At 72.7% G+C, this 15,604-nt stretch carries 14 protein-coding genes; 3 read left to right on the top strand and 11 right to left on the bottom strand.

The genetic code is table 11. The annotated features are described in order from the left end of the window. Positions 1-54 precede the first annotated feature (54 nt). The 4 genes from OG444_RS30455 to OG444_RS30440 form a co-directional block, all read right to left on the bottom strand. Positions 55-1,527, bottom strand: a complete 1,473-nt coding sequence (locus OG444_RS30455) for a hypothetical protein (RefSeq protein ID WP_327265201.1) — start codon at positions 1,525-1,527, stop codon at positions 55-57. A gap of 99 nt (positions 1,528-1,626) precedes the next feature. Next, positions 1,627-2,007: a PPOX class F420-dependent oxidoreductase gene (locus OG444_RS30450; RefSeq protein WP_327265200.1), complete on the bottom strand. Its 381-nt coding sequence runs from the start codon at positions 2,005-2,007 to the stop codon at positions 1,627-1,629. Between the two features lie 32 nt (positions 2,008-2,039). Continuing rightward, complete coding sequence (locus tag OG444_RS30445; RefSeq protein ID WP_327265199.1) at positions 2,040-3,233, bottom strand: alginate lyase family protein; 1,194 nt, start codon at positions 3,231-3,233, stop codon at positions 2,040-2,042. 153 nt (positions 3,234-3,386) lie between these two features. Beyond that, complete coding sequence (locus tag OG444_RS30440; protein WP_202198890.1) at positions 3,387-3,638, bottom strand: helix-turn-helix domain-containing protein; 252 nt, start codon at positions 3,636-3,638, stop codon at positions 3,387-3,389. Positions 3,639-3,702: 64 nt separating this feature from the next. Here OG444_RS30440 and map point away from each other — a divergent pair, with 64 nt between their 5' ends. After that, positions 3,703-4,470, top strand: coding sequence for a type I methionyl aminopeptidase (map, locus tag OG444_RS30435; protein WP_327265198.1), 768 nt, complete (start codon positions 3,703-3,705; stop codon positions 4,468-4,470). Between the two features lie 21 nt (positions 4,471-4,491). Here map and ggt read toward each other — a convergent pair whose 3' ends face one another. After that, positions 4,492-6,297, bottom strand: coding sequence for a gamma-glutamyltransferase (ggt, locus tag OG444_RS30430; RefSeq protein WP_327265197.1), 1,806 nt, complete (start codon positions 6,295-6,297; stop codon positions 4,492-4,494). Positions 6,298-6,398: 101 nt separating this feature from the next. Between ggt and OG444_RS30425 the strand changes: the two genes are divergently transcribed. Next, positions 6,399-7,124, top strand: a complete 726-nt coding sequence (locus tag OG444_RS30425; RefSeq protein ID WP_327265196.1) for a hypothetical protein — start codon at positions 6,399-6,401, stop codon at positions 7,122-7,124. Here the strand turns inward: OG444_RS30425 and OG444_RS30420 are convergent. The 6 genes from OG444_RS30420 to OG444_RS30395 all read right to left on the bottom strand — a co-directional run bounded on the left by OG444_RS30420 (position 7,084) and on the right by OG444_RS30395 (position 14,072). After that, the gene (locus OG444_RS30420; protein WP_327265195.1) at positions 7,084-8,343 is read right to left on the bottom strand and encodes a cytochrome P450; all 1,260 of its coding nucleotides are present in this window, start codon (positions 8,341-8,343) and stop codon (positions 7,084-7,086) included. The genes OG444_RS30425 and OG444_RS30420 overlap by 41 nt on opposite strands. A gap of 84 nt (positions 8,344-8,427) precedes the next feature. Next, positions 8,428-8,979: a hypothetical protein gene (locus OG444_RS30415; protein WP_327265194.1), complete on the bottom strand. Its 552-nt coding sequence runs from the start codon at positions 8,977-8,979 to the stop codon at positions 8,428-8,430. Between the two features lie 11 nt (positions 8,980-8,990). After that, on the bottom strand, positions 8,991-10,439 hold the full coding sequence (locus OG444_RS30410; protein ID WP_442810652.1) for an ATP-binding protein: 1,449 nt from the start codon (positions 10,437-10,439) through the stop codon (positions 8,991-8,993). 3 nt (positions 10,440-10,442) lie between these two features. Beyond that, positions 10,443-11,126 (bottom strand): response regulator transcription factor, encoded by a 684-nt coding sequence (locus OG444_RS30405; protein ID WP_327265193.1) that lies wholly within the window; start codon positions 11,124-11,126, stop codon positions 10,443-10,445. Between the two features lie 40 nt (positions 11,127-11,166). Then, on the bottom strand, positions 11,167-12,906 hold the full coding sequence (gene murJ, locus OG444_RS30400; protein WP_442810651.1) for a murein biosynthesis integral membrane protein MurJ: 1,740 nt from the start codon (positions 12,904-12,906) through the stop codon (positions 11,167-11,169). Next, positions 12,903-14,072, bottom strand: a complete 1,170-nt coding sequence (locus tag OG444_RS30395; RefSeq protein ID WP_442810650.1) for a lipid II:glycine glycyltransferase FemX — start codon at positions 14,070-14,072, stop codon at positions 12,903-12,905. The genes murJ and OG444_RS30395 overlap by 4 nt, the downstream gene beginning before the upstream one ends. A gap of 221 nt (positions 14,073-14,293) precedes the next feature. Between OG444_RS30395 and OG444_RS30390 the strand changes: the two genes are divergently transcribed. Continuing rightward, positions 14,294-15,487 (top strand): L,D-transpeptidase, encoded by a 1,194-nt coding sequence (locus OG444_RS30390; RefSeq protein WP_327265192.1) that lies wholly within the window; start codon positions 14,294-14,296, stop codon positions 15,485-15,487. The last annotated feature ends 117 nt before the right edge of the window (positions 15,488-15,604 follow it).

Below are 15,604 nucleotides of genomic sequence, written 5' to 3'. Positions count from 1 at the left end.
TAGTCGATCACGTTACGTCGCCGCGCGGTCGAATGCGGTCAGCAGACGGGCGGGTTAGCAACCCCAGGCCCCGCCGATGCCCGCCACCCGGAGGGCGTGGGCCAGGTCTCGGTGCCGGGTTGCGGACAGCGCCCGGGCCGCCCGGAGCAGCCGCGGCGCGAACCACTGCGGGTCGTGCCGGGCCAGCCCCGCCGCCTCCTCGGCGGTGCGCACCCGGACGAAGGCGCCGAGCAGGGCGTCGGCCTCGCGGATCCGGCCGGACCCGCCGAGGGCGAGCGCCGCGTCCGCGACCTCGGCGACGGGTCGGGCCACGCCCTGGCGCAGCAGGGCGTCGCAGTCGGCCTCCCGGCCGGCGGCGCCGAGGGCGGCCGCGGCCGCCGCGAGCCGTTCGGGCGGGAGCGAGGCCGCCTCCCACAGCAGGGTGGCCCAGTCGGCCGCGAGCCCGGCCCGGGTCAGCTCGGCGGCGAGGGCGGGCAGGTGCTCGGCGGGCCGGGCCGCGGCCTCGCACAGCAGGGCGTGCGCCTCGCCGCTGCGGCCCTGCGCGCGCAGGGCGAGCAGGGCGGCAGCGACGGCTCCGGGAGCTTTCGCCGGCGGCGCGGGGTGGGCGGCGGGGTCGGTGGGGTGGTGGTGTGCGGCAGGGGGCGCGGCTTCGCCTCCTGCGGGCCCGGCGGCGGGGTCGGCTGCGGGGCCGGGCTCGGGGTCGGGCTCGGGGTCGGGCTCGGGGTCGGGGGCCGGGCCGGCGAAGCGGGCTCCGCGCGGCGCGGGCAGGGCCGCGCCGGGACCCGAATCCGGCGCGCCGTCCCCGTCGGTGTACCCCGGCGGCAGGGTGAAGGCCGGGGCCGCGGGGGCCGCCGAGCCCGCGTACCGGGCGCCTCCGGAGCGCCGTGCACCGCGCAGCCACCGCCCTTCGGCGCGGCCGACCGGCGTCTCGGGCCGGGCAGGGGGCGCCTCGGGCCGGGCCGGGGGCTCCTCCGCCCCCGTCCGGCCGGCGGGCGGTCCGGCCTGCGCAGGCCGTTGCCGGGGCACCCCGGGCAGCCACTCCGCGACCTCCGGCCGGGCGGACCACAACCCCTGCGGGCCCGCCCGCAGGGCCCGCAGACGCGCCGACAGATCCTCGTGGCGGGCCGCGGCGCGGGCCACGTCGTCCTGGGCCCAGACCAGTTCCCTGGTGAGGGCGTCCGTCTCCGCCCGGCCGGTGGACCCGCCGAGCCGTACCGTCAGGTCCCGCAGGGCCGCCTGCGACTCGGCCCGCTGGGAGGCAGCCGCCCCGAGCAGGGTCCGCAGCTCCTCCTCGCCGCCCGGCAGCCGGTCCCACGCGGTGACGGCCGCGGCCCGCAGCCGGGCCGCGTATACGGTCTCCCGGGCCGCGAACTCCGCGCCCCGCGCGCCGGCCAGGTCGCGCAGCAGCGATTCCACCACGTCCCACGGGGGCATCGCCGCCCCGTCGAGACAGGCCCGCACGCCCTGGGGATCCCGGCGCAGAAACTCCCCGTACCAGCCTGCCCCGGGATCCAGTCTCTGCGTCAATCCCCGTAAATATCCCGAGAGTTGACTGATCGCCAGTGAAGTCGCGGTCTCCATGACCGCATTGGATCCCACCTGTGTTACGGGCGGGCTACGGGAATCTCAAAGCTTGACGGCGATCGCGGTGTGCGGACGCTTGCCCCCGCGCGCCAGAGTGGCGGGCACGTCGACCAACCAGTACTGCCACGTGTACTTGCGCGACATCAGCTTCCGCACCCGCCGCAGCCCCGCCTCGTCGAGCAGCCGGGCCTCGCCCTCGTACGCCGTCGCCCCTTCCTGCACGCGCCCGCGGACGTCGCAGGCGGTCACGACGACCCGCCCGTTGTTACGGATCCGCTTGACCTTCCACGTATCGGTGCGCGTCCACACGTACAGCTCGCCCCCGTCGGCCACGGCCCACACGGGGGTAGCCACGGGCGTGCCGTCCTTGCGGAAGGTGGTGAGACTGACGTACCGCGCTCTGCCGAGCTCCTCGAGATCCATACCGGCACCCTAGGCGTGCGCCGTGGACGGTGTCAGGCGGGTGGGGCCTCTCCGTGGCTGACGGTCTCCCAGGCCACGAAGAGCTCGTCCGTCCCGGCCGGACGCATCTCCTCGACCAGGGCGCGGGTGTAGGGGAGCTTCGCGCCGGTCCGCGTCTCGTAGTGGTGCAGGGCCACCTCCAGGTCGGGCCCCATGGTCCGCTCCACCTTGCCGCCGCACAGCCACTTCGGGGCCTCGGCACCGAGCTGGTACTTCGAGTGGAACTCCAGCGCGGTCCGCAGCCGGGCGGACTGCTCCCCGTAGAGGTCGACGCCCTGGTGCCAGGCGGTCTCGGCGATGTGCGCGGACGCGGCGAGCGCGTAGCCGACGTGCATGAGGTTGCGGCAGGTCTCCTGGGCGATGCCGTCGACGTAGGTGCCCTGGTCGAACCAGTACGCCTTGACCTGGTCGGCCGTCTCGATGGCGGCGTACGGCGGGGCCATCGGGCGCGGGCCGTCCATCCTGAGGTAGAAGTACGCCGGTACGCGCGCCCGGAACCGTTCCAGGGACTCCCGGAAGACGACCCGGTCCTCCAGGAAGACGGCGATGGAGACGGCGGCGTCGGTCATGGCCAGTTCCCAGTTGCCGTTGTAGGCGGGCACCTGGGCGCGGACGGCCGGCAGGTAGGCCTTGCGCAGCATCTCCTTGAAGCGGGTGACCCGCGGCTCCTCCCAGTTCGGGTAGCCGGCGTGCACGAGCTCGGCGGCCCGTGCCCAGCTGGACCCGGACCAGGCGGCCTGGAGGCCGGCGTTGTCCTCGCGGTGCTTCTTCATCACGGCCGACCAGGCGTCCATGATCTGCACGGCCTTGCGGGCGTGGGCGGTCCGGCCGTTCACCGACCACAGCAGGGCGTGGGTGTAGGCGGCGATCGCGTCCTGCCGTTCGTCGAGACAGGACTGCGGTCCGCTGTTGAACGGGCAGGGCACCACGTCGGCCGGGTGCGGGGTGTAGCCGAGCGAGGCGTAGCGGGTCCTCAGCAGTGCCCGGTACGCCGACAGCCAGGGCTCCCGGCCCGCCGCGACCATCTGCTTCGCCTGCCGGAGCTGGGCGTCGCCGACGACGACGCCGGGGTGGTGGAAGTCCGCCTCGCGGGCCCGGTCCTCGGGCACGGCGCACGCCGCGAGCAGCAGGCCGCCCGCGAGGAGGGCGCCGACGAGGGCGAAACCGACGCGCTTGGATGCGTTCATGGCTGACACGCCTTCACGCTTGCCCCGCGCTCCGGACCTCCCACCGCCGATTGGGCCGTTCGGCCGCCGGGCCCGCCCGAACGGCAGGACCTAGGTCGTCTCTTTTGGATCTTGTCGGTCGACGCGAGCCCGGCAAGATCCGGAAGAGACGACCTAGGCGGGGACGACGGCGCAGCGGCGCAGCAGGTCGTCGAGGGAGAGCCCGAGCGCCGCGGCGAGGGCGGCGACCGTGAAGAAGGCGGGGGTGGGCGCCCGGCCGGTCTCGATCTTGCGCAGGGTCTCGGCGGAGAGCCCGGCGCCGGCCGCGACCTCGACCATGCTGCGACTGCCGCGGGCCTCGCGCAGCAGGACGCCGAGCCGCTCGCCGCGCTCGCGCTCTTCGGGTGTGAGAGGGGTACGGACCATGACCTCATCCTACCCCGGACACCAATAACTATCCCGTTATTGTTATACCGGTATAGTTATTGGCATGGTGAAACTGAAGACGGACCGAGAGATCGACGAGATGCGCGCCGCGGGCCGGGTGGTCGCCCGCGCCCTGGCCGCCGTACGGGAGGCCGCCGACGTGGGAGTGTCCCCGCTGGACCTGGACCGGGTGGCCCGCGAGGTGCTCCGCGAGGCCGGCGCCACCTCACCCTTCCTGGGCTACCGGCCGCAGTTCGCCCCGGTGCCCTTCCCCGCCGTGCTGTGCCTCTCGGTGAACGACGCGATCGTCCACGGCATCCCCGGCGAGGACCCGCTGCGGGACGGGGACCTGGTCAGCGCCGACTTCGGGGCACTGCTCGGCGGCTGGGCCGGGGACGCGGCGGTCAGCTTCACCGTCGGCAGCGCCCGCCCCGCCGACCTCCGGCTGATCGAGACCTCCGAGGCGGCCCTCGCGGCCGGGATCGCCGCCGCCGTGCCCGGCAACCGGATCGGCGACATCGCCCACGCCATCGGCACCACCTGCCGCGCCGCCGGGTACGGCGTCCCCGACGGCTTCGGCGGTCACGGCATCGGCCGCGCCATGCACGAGGACCCGGGCGTGCCCAACGAGGGCCCGCCGGGACACGGCATGAAGCTGCGCCCCGGTCTGGTCCTCGCCATCGAGCCGATGCTGATCGCCGGCGGTACGGACGACTACACGTGCGACGCGGACGGCTGGACCCTGCGGACCGTCGACGGCAGCCGGGCCGCCCACTCGGAGCACACCGTCGCGATCACCGCCGACGGTCCGCGGATCCTCACCGCCCCCTAGAGGGCGGTGAGGGACGTGGCGCTACGGCCTCCCGTGCGGGTGGACCACCATCGCCGAGCCACCGCCGCGGCGGCTGGTCTCGGCCGCCGCCAGCCAGCGCCCGTCCGGCAGCCGCTGCACGCCGGTCGCCGCGCCGATCTCCGGGTTCTGCCGGAAGCCGTGGCCGATCGCCTCCAGTTCCGCGCGCAGCGGGCTGTTCCACAGGCCCGGCTCCAGCTCGGTGGTGGTCTGGTTGCGCTGGCTGGCCCGCGGCGCGGCGATCGCGTCGACGAGCGGCAGGCCCCGGTCCAGGTGGCCGGTCAGCGTCTGCAGCACGGTGGTGATGATGGTGGCGCCGCCCGGGGAGCCCACCGCGAGCAGCGGGCGCCCGTTCTCCAGCACGATCGTCGGGGACATGGAGGAGCGCGGCCGCTTGCCGGGACCGGGCAGGTTCGGGTCCGGCACGCCGGGCGCGGCCGGGGAGAAGGAGAAGTCGGTGAGCTCGTTGTTGAGCAGGAAGCCGCGGCCCGGGACGGTGATCGCGCTGCCGCCCGTGGACTCGATGGTCAGGGTGTAGCTGACCACATTGCCCCAGCGGTCGGCGGCCGTCAGGTGGGTGGTGTTCTCCCCCTCGTACGTCGTCGGCGCGGCCCGGCCGGTGGTGGCGCAGGGCGCCGGGTTGCGCGGGTCACCGGGCGCGAGCGGGCTGGTGAGCGTACGGTCCGGCGCGATCAGGCAGGCGCGCGAGTCGGCGAACCGCTGCGAGAGCAGCTCGCGCGTCGGCACCTTCACCGCCGCCGGGTCACCGACCCAGCGGCCCCGGTCGGCGAAGGAGATCCGCGAGGCCTCGATGAAGCGGTGCAGGTACTGGCTCTCGGACAGCTTCGAGAGGTCGGTCCCCTCCAGGATGTTCAGCGCCTCGCCGACGGTGGTGCCGCCCGAGGAGGAGGGCGCCATGCTGTAGACGTCCAGGCCGCGGTAGCCCACCCGGGTCGGGTCCTGCCGTTTGGTCACGTACGCGCGCAGGTCGCCGGTGGTCAGATCGCCGGGGCGGACCTTGCGGGTGGCCGCCGGGTCCACCGGGGGTGTGCGGACGGCCCGCACGATGTCCTCGGCGATGGGGCCGCGGTAGAGCGCGCCGGTCCCCTTGCGGCCGAGCTCGGCGTAGGTGGCCGCAAGGTCGGGGTTCTTGAAGGTGGAGCCGACCACCGGCAGGGCGCCGCCCGGCAGGAAGAGCTTCGAGGTGGCCGGGAAGTCCTTGAAGCGGTCCTGGTTGAGCTCGGTCTGGGCCCGGAAGGTGCCGTCCACCGTGAAGCCGTCGCGGGCCAGCTTCTCGGCGGGCTTCAGCAGTTTGCCCAGCGGGCGCGTGCCCCAGGCGTCGAGGGCGCTCTTCCAGGTGGCGGGGGTGCCGGGGACGCCGACGCCGAGTCCGCTGGTCTGGCCCTCCGCGAAGGGGATGGGCAGGCCGTTCTCCTGGAACAGGGTTTCGGTGGCGGTGGCGGGGGCGGTCTCGCGGCCGTCGATGGTGTGCACCCGGCGCGAGCGCGCTTCGTAGTAGACGAAGTAGCCGCCTCCGCCGATGCCCGCCGAGTAGGGCTCGGTCACCCCGAGGGCGGCGGCGGTGGCGATCGCCGCGTCCACCGCGTTGCCGCCCGAGCGCAGGACGGCGATGCCCGCGGCGGAGGCGTCGGCGTCGACGCTGGCGACGGCCCCGCCGTATCCGGCGGCTACGGGCACCTTGGCCGGTGCCGGTGGGGACGCGGCGGTGGGCGGGGCCGCGGCCCCGGTGGAGACGAGCGCCCCGGCGAGGGCTACTAGCGCTAACTGACGTGCGGCGGGACCACGCATCCGGTTCCTCCAGTCGACGGCCGGTCAGGCCTGGTTCGCGCAGCGTAACTTCACGGCACCCCCCGCGTCAGGACGGCCGGGCGGCCGCTACCATCCGCCGCATGAACGACGACGTGCGCAACATCGTGCTCGGGGTGATAGCCACCGCCCTCAGCGGCGGGTTCGGCTGGTTCGCCCGGACCTATCTGTGGCGCCGCACGCTGCGCCGCAAGCAGGTGTTCTTCGGGCTGCCGACCGGTTCCGACTGCCTGTTCGTGGTCAACCGGCAGATGGGCGGCAAGGAATCGTCGGTGCACCGCAACGACGCCTTCGCCCTGCTGGAGATATCCGCCCTGATCAAGGACTGCGGGGCGAACGTCCAGATCGTCACGCACGACGAGGCGCGTCAGGGCTTCGGCGAGCGCGCCGAGTTCTGCGTCGGCGGCCCCACCTCCAACACCCGTACGGTGGCCCACCTGGCCTCCATGCTGCCGGGGGTGCGGGTCAACATCGACAGCCGGGAGCACGAGGACCGCGGCGCCATCGTGGTGGGCGGGGAGAGCTACCGGTGGGACAAGGACCGGGTGGAGCACGTGGTGCTGGCCCGGCTCGCGGGCGGGGAGGGCGGCCGGCCGGTGTTCCTGCTGTCCGGGCAGACCGCAGTCAGCAACCAGGCAGCGGCCCGCTTCCTGGCCCGCAACCACGGACAGCTGGCCCGCAAGTACGGCACGGACCCCTTCTGCCTGGTCCTGAAGGTGATCAACTCCCATGCGTACGGCCCCGATGTGACCGAGCTCGTGGCCGACGTCACCCGGGCCGCCCTGACACCCGAACCGGCAGCCGCGTGATCCCGTTGATGAAGTTGGACACCAGCCGGCGCGGCGGGCCGACCAGTTCCGGCGGGGGCATGGCCACGCACCACTGTTCGTAGAGGACGCGCAGCTGGAGCCGGGCGAAGTGGGCGCCGAGGCAGACGTGCGGGCCGTCCCCGAAGGAGACGTGCGGGTTGGGCGTCCGGGACGGGTCCAGGCGCCCGGGGTCGGTGAAGACGCGCTCGTCGTGGTTGGCGGAGGCGTGGAAGACCACCACCTTGTCCCCGGCGCGGATCGGCTGCCCGGCCAGTTCGGTGTCGACGGCGGCGGTGCGGCGGAAGCTGAGCACCGGCGGATGGACGCGCAGGAGTTCGTCGACGGCCTGGTCGAAGGGGACGGATCCGTCCGCGAGGCGGCGGTAGGCGTCCGGGTGCCGGGCCAGCGCGAGCAGGCCACCGGGGGCGGCGCTGCGCACGGTGTCGTTGCCGGCGACGGTGAGCAGGAAGAAGAACATCTCCAGTTCGGCCGGGTCGAGTCCGGCTTCGGCGAGGGCGGTCATCACGTCGTCGCCCGGGTGGGCGCGCTTGTGGGCGGCCAGTTCGCGGGCGTACGCGAACATCTCGCCGAGCAGGGCCGGGGAGCGCGGGTTGAGCGGCTTGCCGTCCGGCCCGAGGACCGGCGGCGGGGCGTCGTCGGGGTCCTGGTAGCCGATGATCCGTACGGTCCACTCCAGCAGCAGGGCCCGGTCGGCGGCCGGGACGCCCAGCAGGTCGGTGAGGTTCAGCAGCGCGTACTCGTCGGTGACGGTGCGCACGAGGTCGGCGGCGCCGTCCTCGGCGCCCTCCCGGGCGGCGGCCAGCAGGTCGCGCGCCCGGTTTCGTACCCGCCCGGTGAAGGCGTCGACTCGGGCGGGGGTGAAGGCGCGGGCGACGAGCCGGCGCAGCCTGCCGTGGGCGGGCGGATCCTGGTTGAGCATGGTGCGGCGCAGGAACGGCAGGTCGGCCGGGTCGGGGTCGCGGATCTGGGTGGCGCCCAGCCAGGAGGAGTACGTCCGGTGGTCGCGCAGGACCCGCACGACGTCGGCGTGCCGGGTGACCGCCCAGAATCCGGGGCCGGCGGACCAGCCCTGGATCTCCGGCTCGGCCTGCCAGGCCACGGGGTGCCGCTCGCGCAGCAGCCGGTAGCGCTCGTGCGGGACGCCGGAGGCGTAGATGCGGGGGTCGAAGACGTCGGGGACGTCCGCGGCGTGGTCCATGGGGTCACCGTGACGGGTGTGCGGCCCCGGCCGCAAGAGCGCCCCCGCCGGGTGCGCCGGGGCCGCGCGTCGGGGCCGCGCCCGTCAGGGCTGCAGATCGCAGTCGGCGGCCGGGAGGGTGGTGTCGGTGCCCTGCAGGGCCACGGGGCTGAGGGTGTCCGGCACGGTGGAGACGCCGATGGTGCACACCACCTGGTTGCGGGCCAGCGCCGAGAGGCCGCCGACGGCGAACGGCACCGTGACCGTCAGTTCGTTGCCCTGCACGGGCGGGCTCACTGTCGCCTTGTCCGTCCGGTCGTTGGGCACCTCGGGCAGCGCCGTGGTGAGCCCGGCCGCGCGGGCCACACCGCTGGGACCGTTCAGCAGCAGCCGCAGGAGCGGTACGGGCGCGAGGGTGTAGTCGGTGCCGATCGTGAAGGGGACCGGGACGAGCCGGTCGCCCTCCTTGGAGACGAAGTAGAGGACGGCCGCGTTCTTGCCGCCGGGGATCTTGATGGCGGCGGCGTGGCCGCTCTCGATCACCCCGGTGCGCTTGATCCCGCATCCGGTGAGCAGGAGGCCGCAGCTCAGCAGCACCGCCGTGGCCGCGGCGGCCCGGGATCCCGTACGGGGGCGTCGCGGCCACGGGCCTGTCATGCGCGGGCCTTTCATGCGCGGGCCTCCAGCGGCATGTCGAGGGTGAAGAGCGCTCCCCCGGAGGGTCCGTTGCCCGCGAGGAGAGTGCCGCCGTGCAGGCGGACGTTCTCCAGGGTGATGGCGAGCCCGAGGCCGCTGCCGGCGGACCGGGTCCTTGCCGCGTCGGCCTTGAAGAAGCGGTCGAAGATGTGCGGCAGCACCTCGGGGGCGATGCCGGGTCCACTGTCGGCGACGTCGATCAGCAGCCGTTCGCCGTCGCTCCCCGGTGCGGTCCGTACGGTGACGTGCACGGGAGCGCCGCCGTGCCGCAGGGCGTTGCCGACGAGGTTGGCGAGGACCACGTCGAAGCGGCGCGGATCGAGCCGGGCCCGTACCCCGTCCGGCAGCACGGTGACGACGCGGTCGTCGACCCAGTGGCGGCGTTCGAGCGTCTTGCGCACGGCTTCGGCGATGTCCACGTCGTCGAGGTTGAGCTCGGCGGCGCGGGCGTCGAAGCGCGAGATCTCCATCAGGTCCTCGACGAGGACGGCGAGTTTGCCCGTCTCGGCGCTGACCAGGCGCAGGGCCTTGGCGGTGTCGGCGTCGAGGCGCTCGGCGTCCTCGTCGAGGACCTCGGTGACGGCGAGCATTCCGGCCAGGGGCGTGCGCAGTTCGTGGGAGACGTCGGAGGCGAAGCGGCGGGCCCGGACCTCCGCGTCCTGGAGCTCGCGCACGGACTCCTCCAGGGCGCGGGCGGTCTCGTTGAAGGTGCGGGCGAGCCCGGCGAGTTCGTCGGCGCCCCGGACCTCGATGCGGGTGTCGAGCCGGCCGCGGCCGAGGTGCTGGGCGGCCCGGCGCATGTCGCGGACCGGCCGCAGCACGCTGCGGGCGGCGAGCAGTGCGGGCACGATGGCGATGGCCAGCCCCGGGACGGCGCCCTGCTGGGCGGCATCGACCATGGCCTCGACGGTCAGCTTCTCGGCGGAGAGCGGCACGCTGGCGTAGAAGACGACACCGGTGGCCTCGGTGTAGCCGTTGTGCGTGAAGAGGGCGGGGACGCCGATCGTGAGCCACGGGTTGCCGCGGCTGTCCTCGACCCGCTGGAAGGCGGTGTACGGGTTCCTGCGGACCTTGTTGCGCAGGTCGTCGGTGATCACGCCGGAGGTGGGCGTGCCGGGGTTGGTGGAGACCCGCACGCTGCCGTACTCGCCGAAGACGATCCAGGGGTGCGGTTTGCCGCGTTTGCCGAGTTCGATGACGATGCGCTGGAGCTCCTGCTGGTCCATCGGCATGCGGAATTCCTGCTGCTCGATCTGGTCCCGCAGGCTGCTGACGGCGGTGTCCTGGGTCTGTTTGAGAATCGCGTTGCGCGCCTGCTGGTAGGTGAGGGCGGCGGTGGTCCCCGCGCTGATGGCGGCGACCAGCAGGAAGGCCGCGATCAGCCGGGTGCGCAGGCCGAGCGGCGCTATGCGTCTCACCACGGCCTACAGGGGGCCGAAGCGGTAGCCGAAGCCGCGCACGGTCTGTATGTAGCGGGGGCTCGCGTCGGGGTCCTCGACCTTGTGGCGCAGCCGGCGGACGCAGGCGTCCACGAGCCGGGCGTCGGCGTGGTAGCTGTGGTCCCAGACGTACTCGAGGAGCTGCTGGCGGGAGAAGACCTGCTCGGGCGAGGCCGACAGGTGCAGCAGGAGCTTGATCTCGCTGGGGGCGAGGGGGACGCGCTCGCCGTTCTTGGCGACGCTCAGCCCGGCCCGGTCGATGGTCAGCTCACCGTGGTGCTCGAGCCCGGGGCGGGCGCCCACGGGGTCGCTGAGACGGCGCAGTACGGCTTTGATGCGGGCCTCGATGACCTCGGTGCGGGCGGGTTTGACGATGTAGTCGTCGGCGCCGGCCTCCAGGCCGATGACTATGTCGAAGTCGTCGCCGCGTGCGGTGAGCATGATGATCGGCACCTGACTGGTCTCCCGGATGCGGCGGCAGACCTGGACCCCGTTGATGCCGGGCAGCATCAGGTCGAGCAGGACCAGCTCGGGACGGAAGGCGCGCATCAGGGCGAGCCCCTCCTCACCGGTCTCTGCGGAGCTCACCTCGTGGCCCCGGCGGCGCAGGCCCAGGGCCACGCCCTCGCGGATGGATGGGTCGTCCTCGATCAGCAGTACGCGTGGCATCCGGTCAGTATCCCAAGGTGGTGCGTGGCCTCGGCTCCCCCTACCGGCCGGTCTTGCGCCGCAGGGAGTTCAGCAGGTCGTTGATCTCCGTCAGGCGCAACGGCCCGGCGAGGAGTACGACGACCAGCGCCAGCGCGACGGTTCCCGCCCCGACCGCGGCGAAGTTGCCGAGGCCGTCGGCGGCCCGGGCGGCCGCGTAACCGGCGACGGCCGCCGGGACGCAGGCGACCAGCAGCCGCACATGGGTGCGTACGGCACTCGCGCGCCGTTCGGTACGGGTTCCCGTGCGCGGGCCGAGCCTGCGGGTGAGCGTGTACGCGGTGACGGCGGCGCCCGCGACGAAGGCGACGGAGGAGGCCGCGGCCATGCCGGTGACCGCCCAGCGCGGGGACAGCGCGAAGTAGGCGGCGGCCGACAGTCCGGCGGTGAGCGCGGCGATGACCAGGTTGAGGAAGAAGGGGGTCCTGGTGTCGGAGAGGGCGTAGAAGCCGCGGGAGAGGACGTACTGCGCGGAAAAGGCGATCAGGCCGGGCGCGAAGGCGATGAGCATGCCCGCCATGACCTCGATGTCGGCGGCGCCCGTGCGGCCGTACTCGAAGACGCTGCCCATCACCCAGGGGGCGAGGGCGGCGAAGAGCGCGGCGGCGGGCACGACGAGGGCGGCGCTGGAGCGCAGGGCGTAGGAGACGTCACGGCGCACGGCGGCGAGGTCGCCCTCGGCGGCGGCCGAACTCATCCGCGGCATCAGGGCGGTCACGAGGGAGACGGTGATGATGCCCTGCGGGACGATCCACAGCTGGTAGGCGTTGCTGTAGGCGGTGTAGCCGGCGCCGCCCGCGAGTCCGGCGTCCACGGCGTGCCGGCCGGTGGTGGTGGAGAGCCGGGTGACGACCCAGTAGGCGATCTGGTTGGTGAGGACGAGCATGACGGTCCAGCCCGCGTTGCGCAGGGGGCGGCCGAGGCCGCTGCCGCGCCAGTCGAAGCGGGGGCGCCAGCGGAAGCGGGCGGCGCGCAGCGAGGGGACGAGGGCGAGGGCCTGGATGACGATGCCGAGGGTGGTGCCGAGGCCCAGGAGCCGGGTCTCGGCGGCGGTGAGGCCGCCCGCCGCGTCGTGGGAGACGTAGAGGAAGAGCCCGAAGACGCCGATGATCACGAGGTTGTTGAGGACCGGGGTCCACATCATCGCGCCGAACCGGCCGCGGGCGTTCAGCACCTGCCCGAGGAGGGTGAAGAGCCCGTAGAAGAGGATCTGCGGCAGGCAGTACCGGGCCAGGGCCACGGTGGTGCTCGCCTGGGCCCCGCTGTAGGGGGTGTACACCGAGACGATCACCGGGGCGGCGAGGACCGCGACGGCGGTGAGCGCGACGAGGGCCGCGGTGCAGGCGGTGAGCAGGCGGTCGGTGTAGGCGGATCCGCCGTCCGCGTGCTCCTTGGCGGCCCGGACGAGTTCGGGCACGAAGACGGCGTTGAGCGCGCCGCCGATGAGCAGCATGTAGATGATGTTCGGGACCGTGTTGGCGACGGCGTAACCGTCACCGAGGAGTCCGGTGCCCAGCGCCGCGACGACGACGGCGGAGCGGACGAAGCCGGTGGCGCGGGAGACGATGGAACCGGCCGCCATGAGCGCGCCGCTGCGCAGCACCGAGGTCTTCGCCGGTGTGGCGCCGGTGCCGGCGCTGCCGGTGTCCGGGGCGCCCGCTCCGGTGCCGGTGCCGTGGGCGGTGCCGGTGCCCGGGGCGGTGTCGGTCTCGGCATCGGTTCCGGTGTGCGTGGCTGTCACCGGCGGGCCAGATATGCCTGGAACGCCTTGTAGAGCGCCGTGTTGGCGACTCCGTCCATCGCTGTCTCCCACTCTCCCAGTGTCTCGACGACCTGCCCGCCGGTGCCGAGCTTCCAGCGCAGCAGACCGTACGAACGCGCCGAGGGGTCGAGGGTGGAGGGTACCCCGCGCATGTCGTACTCCTCCGCCCCGAGGGCATGGGCGTCGGACATCATGCGCCACTGCAGGGCGTTGCTGGGCCGCACTTCGCGCCGGTGGTCGGCGGAGGCGCCGGTCTGGTACCAGACCCGCTTCCCGGCGGTGATCATCGTGTGGGCGGCGAGGATCTCCCCCTGGTGGACGCCCAGGTAGAGCCGCATTCGGCCGGGCTCCTCCTCGTTGAGGACCTTGTACTGCTGCTCGTAGTAGGCGAGGGAGCGGCCGAGCCTGAATCCGTCGCGCTCCTCGGTGATGCGCAGCAGCCGGTAGAACTCGGGCAGGTCCGCGAAGGTGCCGATGACCGTCTGCACACCGGCCTTCTCGGCCTTGCGGACGTTGCGCCGCCATTCCTGGTTGAGGCCCGCCCACACGTCGTCGAGGGTGCGGCCGGCCAGCGGTACGCGGAAGACGTGCCGGGGCTGCGCGTCGCCGTCGTCCTCGCCGCCGCAGCGCGTCCAGCCCCGGGTGCGCAGCCGGTCGGCGAGGGCCGCGCCCACCGGGTCGACCTCGGTGGCGAGGACGTCGGATATCTGCCGGCCGGGCCCGGCGCCGGACTTGGCGGTGGCCGCGTCCCAGCGGCGGTAGGCGGGGGTGGGTCCGATGCGGACGGCGAAGGCGCCGGAGGTGCGCAGGTGACGCATGAGCGGGGTGAGCCAGCGGTCTATGTGCGGGTCGGACCAGTCCGCGACGGGGCCCTCGGGAAGGTAGGCGAAGTATTTCCGGGTGCCGGGGAATTGCCGGTAGAGAACGAGTCCCGCACCCTGAATCTCACCGTCCGGATAGTGCCATCCGACCTTTTCCGACCGCCAGAGGTCCTTTACGCGGGCCCAGGACGGGTACTGGAGAAAACTGGCCCCGCCGTGGCGGGAAAGGAACGCCTGGTACTCGGACATGGACAGGGTGCGCACCCGGAGCCCCCGGTCCTGGTCACGGTCCTGCTGAGCTGGGTTCACGAGCAGTGCACACACGGCTGACGGCCTCCCTGTCGTCCTGACGGTCTCTCACAGGACTGTCACAGGCGCCCGTGACCGACGTGCGCGGCGATTGTGACCGGACGATGACCGTTTCGCTGCGGTCGACGTCACAAGCGAATCGAAGAGCTTTTCCCCGGATTGCGGAACCTAAAGTCGACTCGTCCGCATCTCCTTTTGCGGACGTTCACACCATCACGACTCGAAGGGGCCCTTCGTTGAGCCGCACACGCCGCACCGCCATTGCGGGCACCGCACTCCTGGCCGCCGCGCTGACCGCCTGCTCGGGCGGGAGTGACGGCGCGAGCGACGACAAGGGCAAGGAAGAGTCGAAGCCGAAGGCGCCCATGGCGGTCTCGGTGAACCTCACGGGCGATCAGGTCAAGGCGGGTCAGCCGGTGACGGTGACCGTCGCCGAGGGCAAGCTGGCGCAGGTGAAGGTGACCGACGCCAAGGGCGCGGAGCTGCCGGGGAAGATATCCGACGACGGGAAGTCCTGGACCTCGGAGCGCAACGCCCCGCCCGGTGCGGAGTACAAGGTCGAGGCCCAGAACACCGACAGCCAGAGCGCCACCACGCAGTTCAAGACCGGCCCCGCCGACAAGGTGAACAAGGTCTCGATCAACATCTCCAAGGGCAGCACGGTGGGCGTGGCGATGCCGGTGTCCCTCGTCTTCGACAACCCGGTGACGAACAAGGCCGACGTGGAGAAGCAGCTCAAGGTCACCACCTCGGACAACACCGAGGGTTCCTGGGGCTGGATGAAGGACCACGACGGCAAGGACCGCGTCGACTGGCGGCCCAAGGACTACTGGAAGTCCGGCACGGACGTGAAGGTCGACATGCAACTGAACGGGGTCGACTCCGGCAAGGGCGGCGGGCTGTTCGCGCGCGACTACAACACCGAGTTCAAGATCGGCAAGGACCGCCGGGTCCAGGTCAGCCTCGACTCCAAGAAGTTGACGGTGACCGAGGACGGCCAGGCGCAGAAGGCGATCCCGATCTCGGCCGGCACTCCCGGCGGCAAGAAGGCCTCCTGGTCCGGGAAGATGGTGATCATGACCAAGGAGGGCACCATCCGGATGGACTCCCAGACGGTGGGCCTGGACAACGCGTACGACAAGATGGTCGATTACTCGATGCGCCTGACCTGGTCCGGCATGTACGCGCACGCAGCGCCGTGGAACGAGGCCAACTTCGGCCGCTCCAACAGCAGTTCCGGCTGCGTGGGGATGAGCGACGCCAACGCCAAGGAGTTCTTCGGCCAGTCCCAGGTCGGCGACCTCTTCGAGGTGGTCGGCGAGGGCTCCAAGGGCCAGGCTCCGATCGGCAACGGCTACGGCGAGTGGAACCTCTCCTGGGACGAGTGGAAGGCCAAGAGCGCCCTGTCGGCCGCCCCGCAGAACGGCTGACCTGCGGACCTCCCTTCCTGACTCTCGTTCAATTGTTACCACCACGTAACTTACCGACGGGTTACCTTCGGTAAGCCGCTCCCGTTACCGTCGGGTCACTTTCAGGACTCCGGTGCA

Source organism: Streptomyces sp. NBC_01232 (assembly GCF_035989885.1).
Lineage (GTDB): Bacteria > Actinomycetota > Actinomycetes > Streptomycetales > Streptomycetaceae > Streptomyces.
The sequence above is the reverse complement of the archived record's forward strand: the minus strand, read 5'-3'. Positions and strand labels throughout refer to the sequence as shown.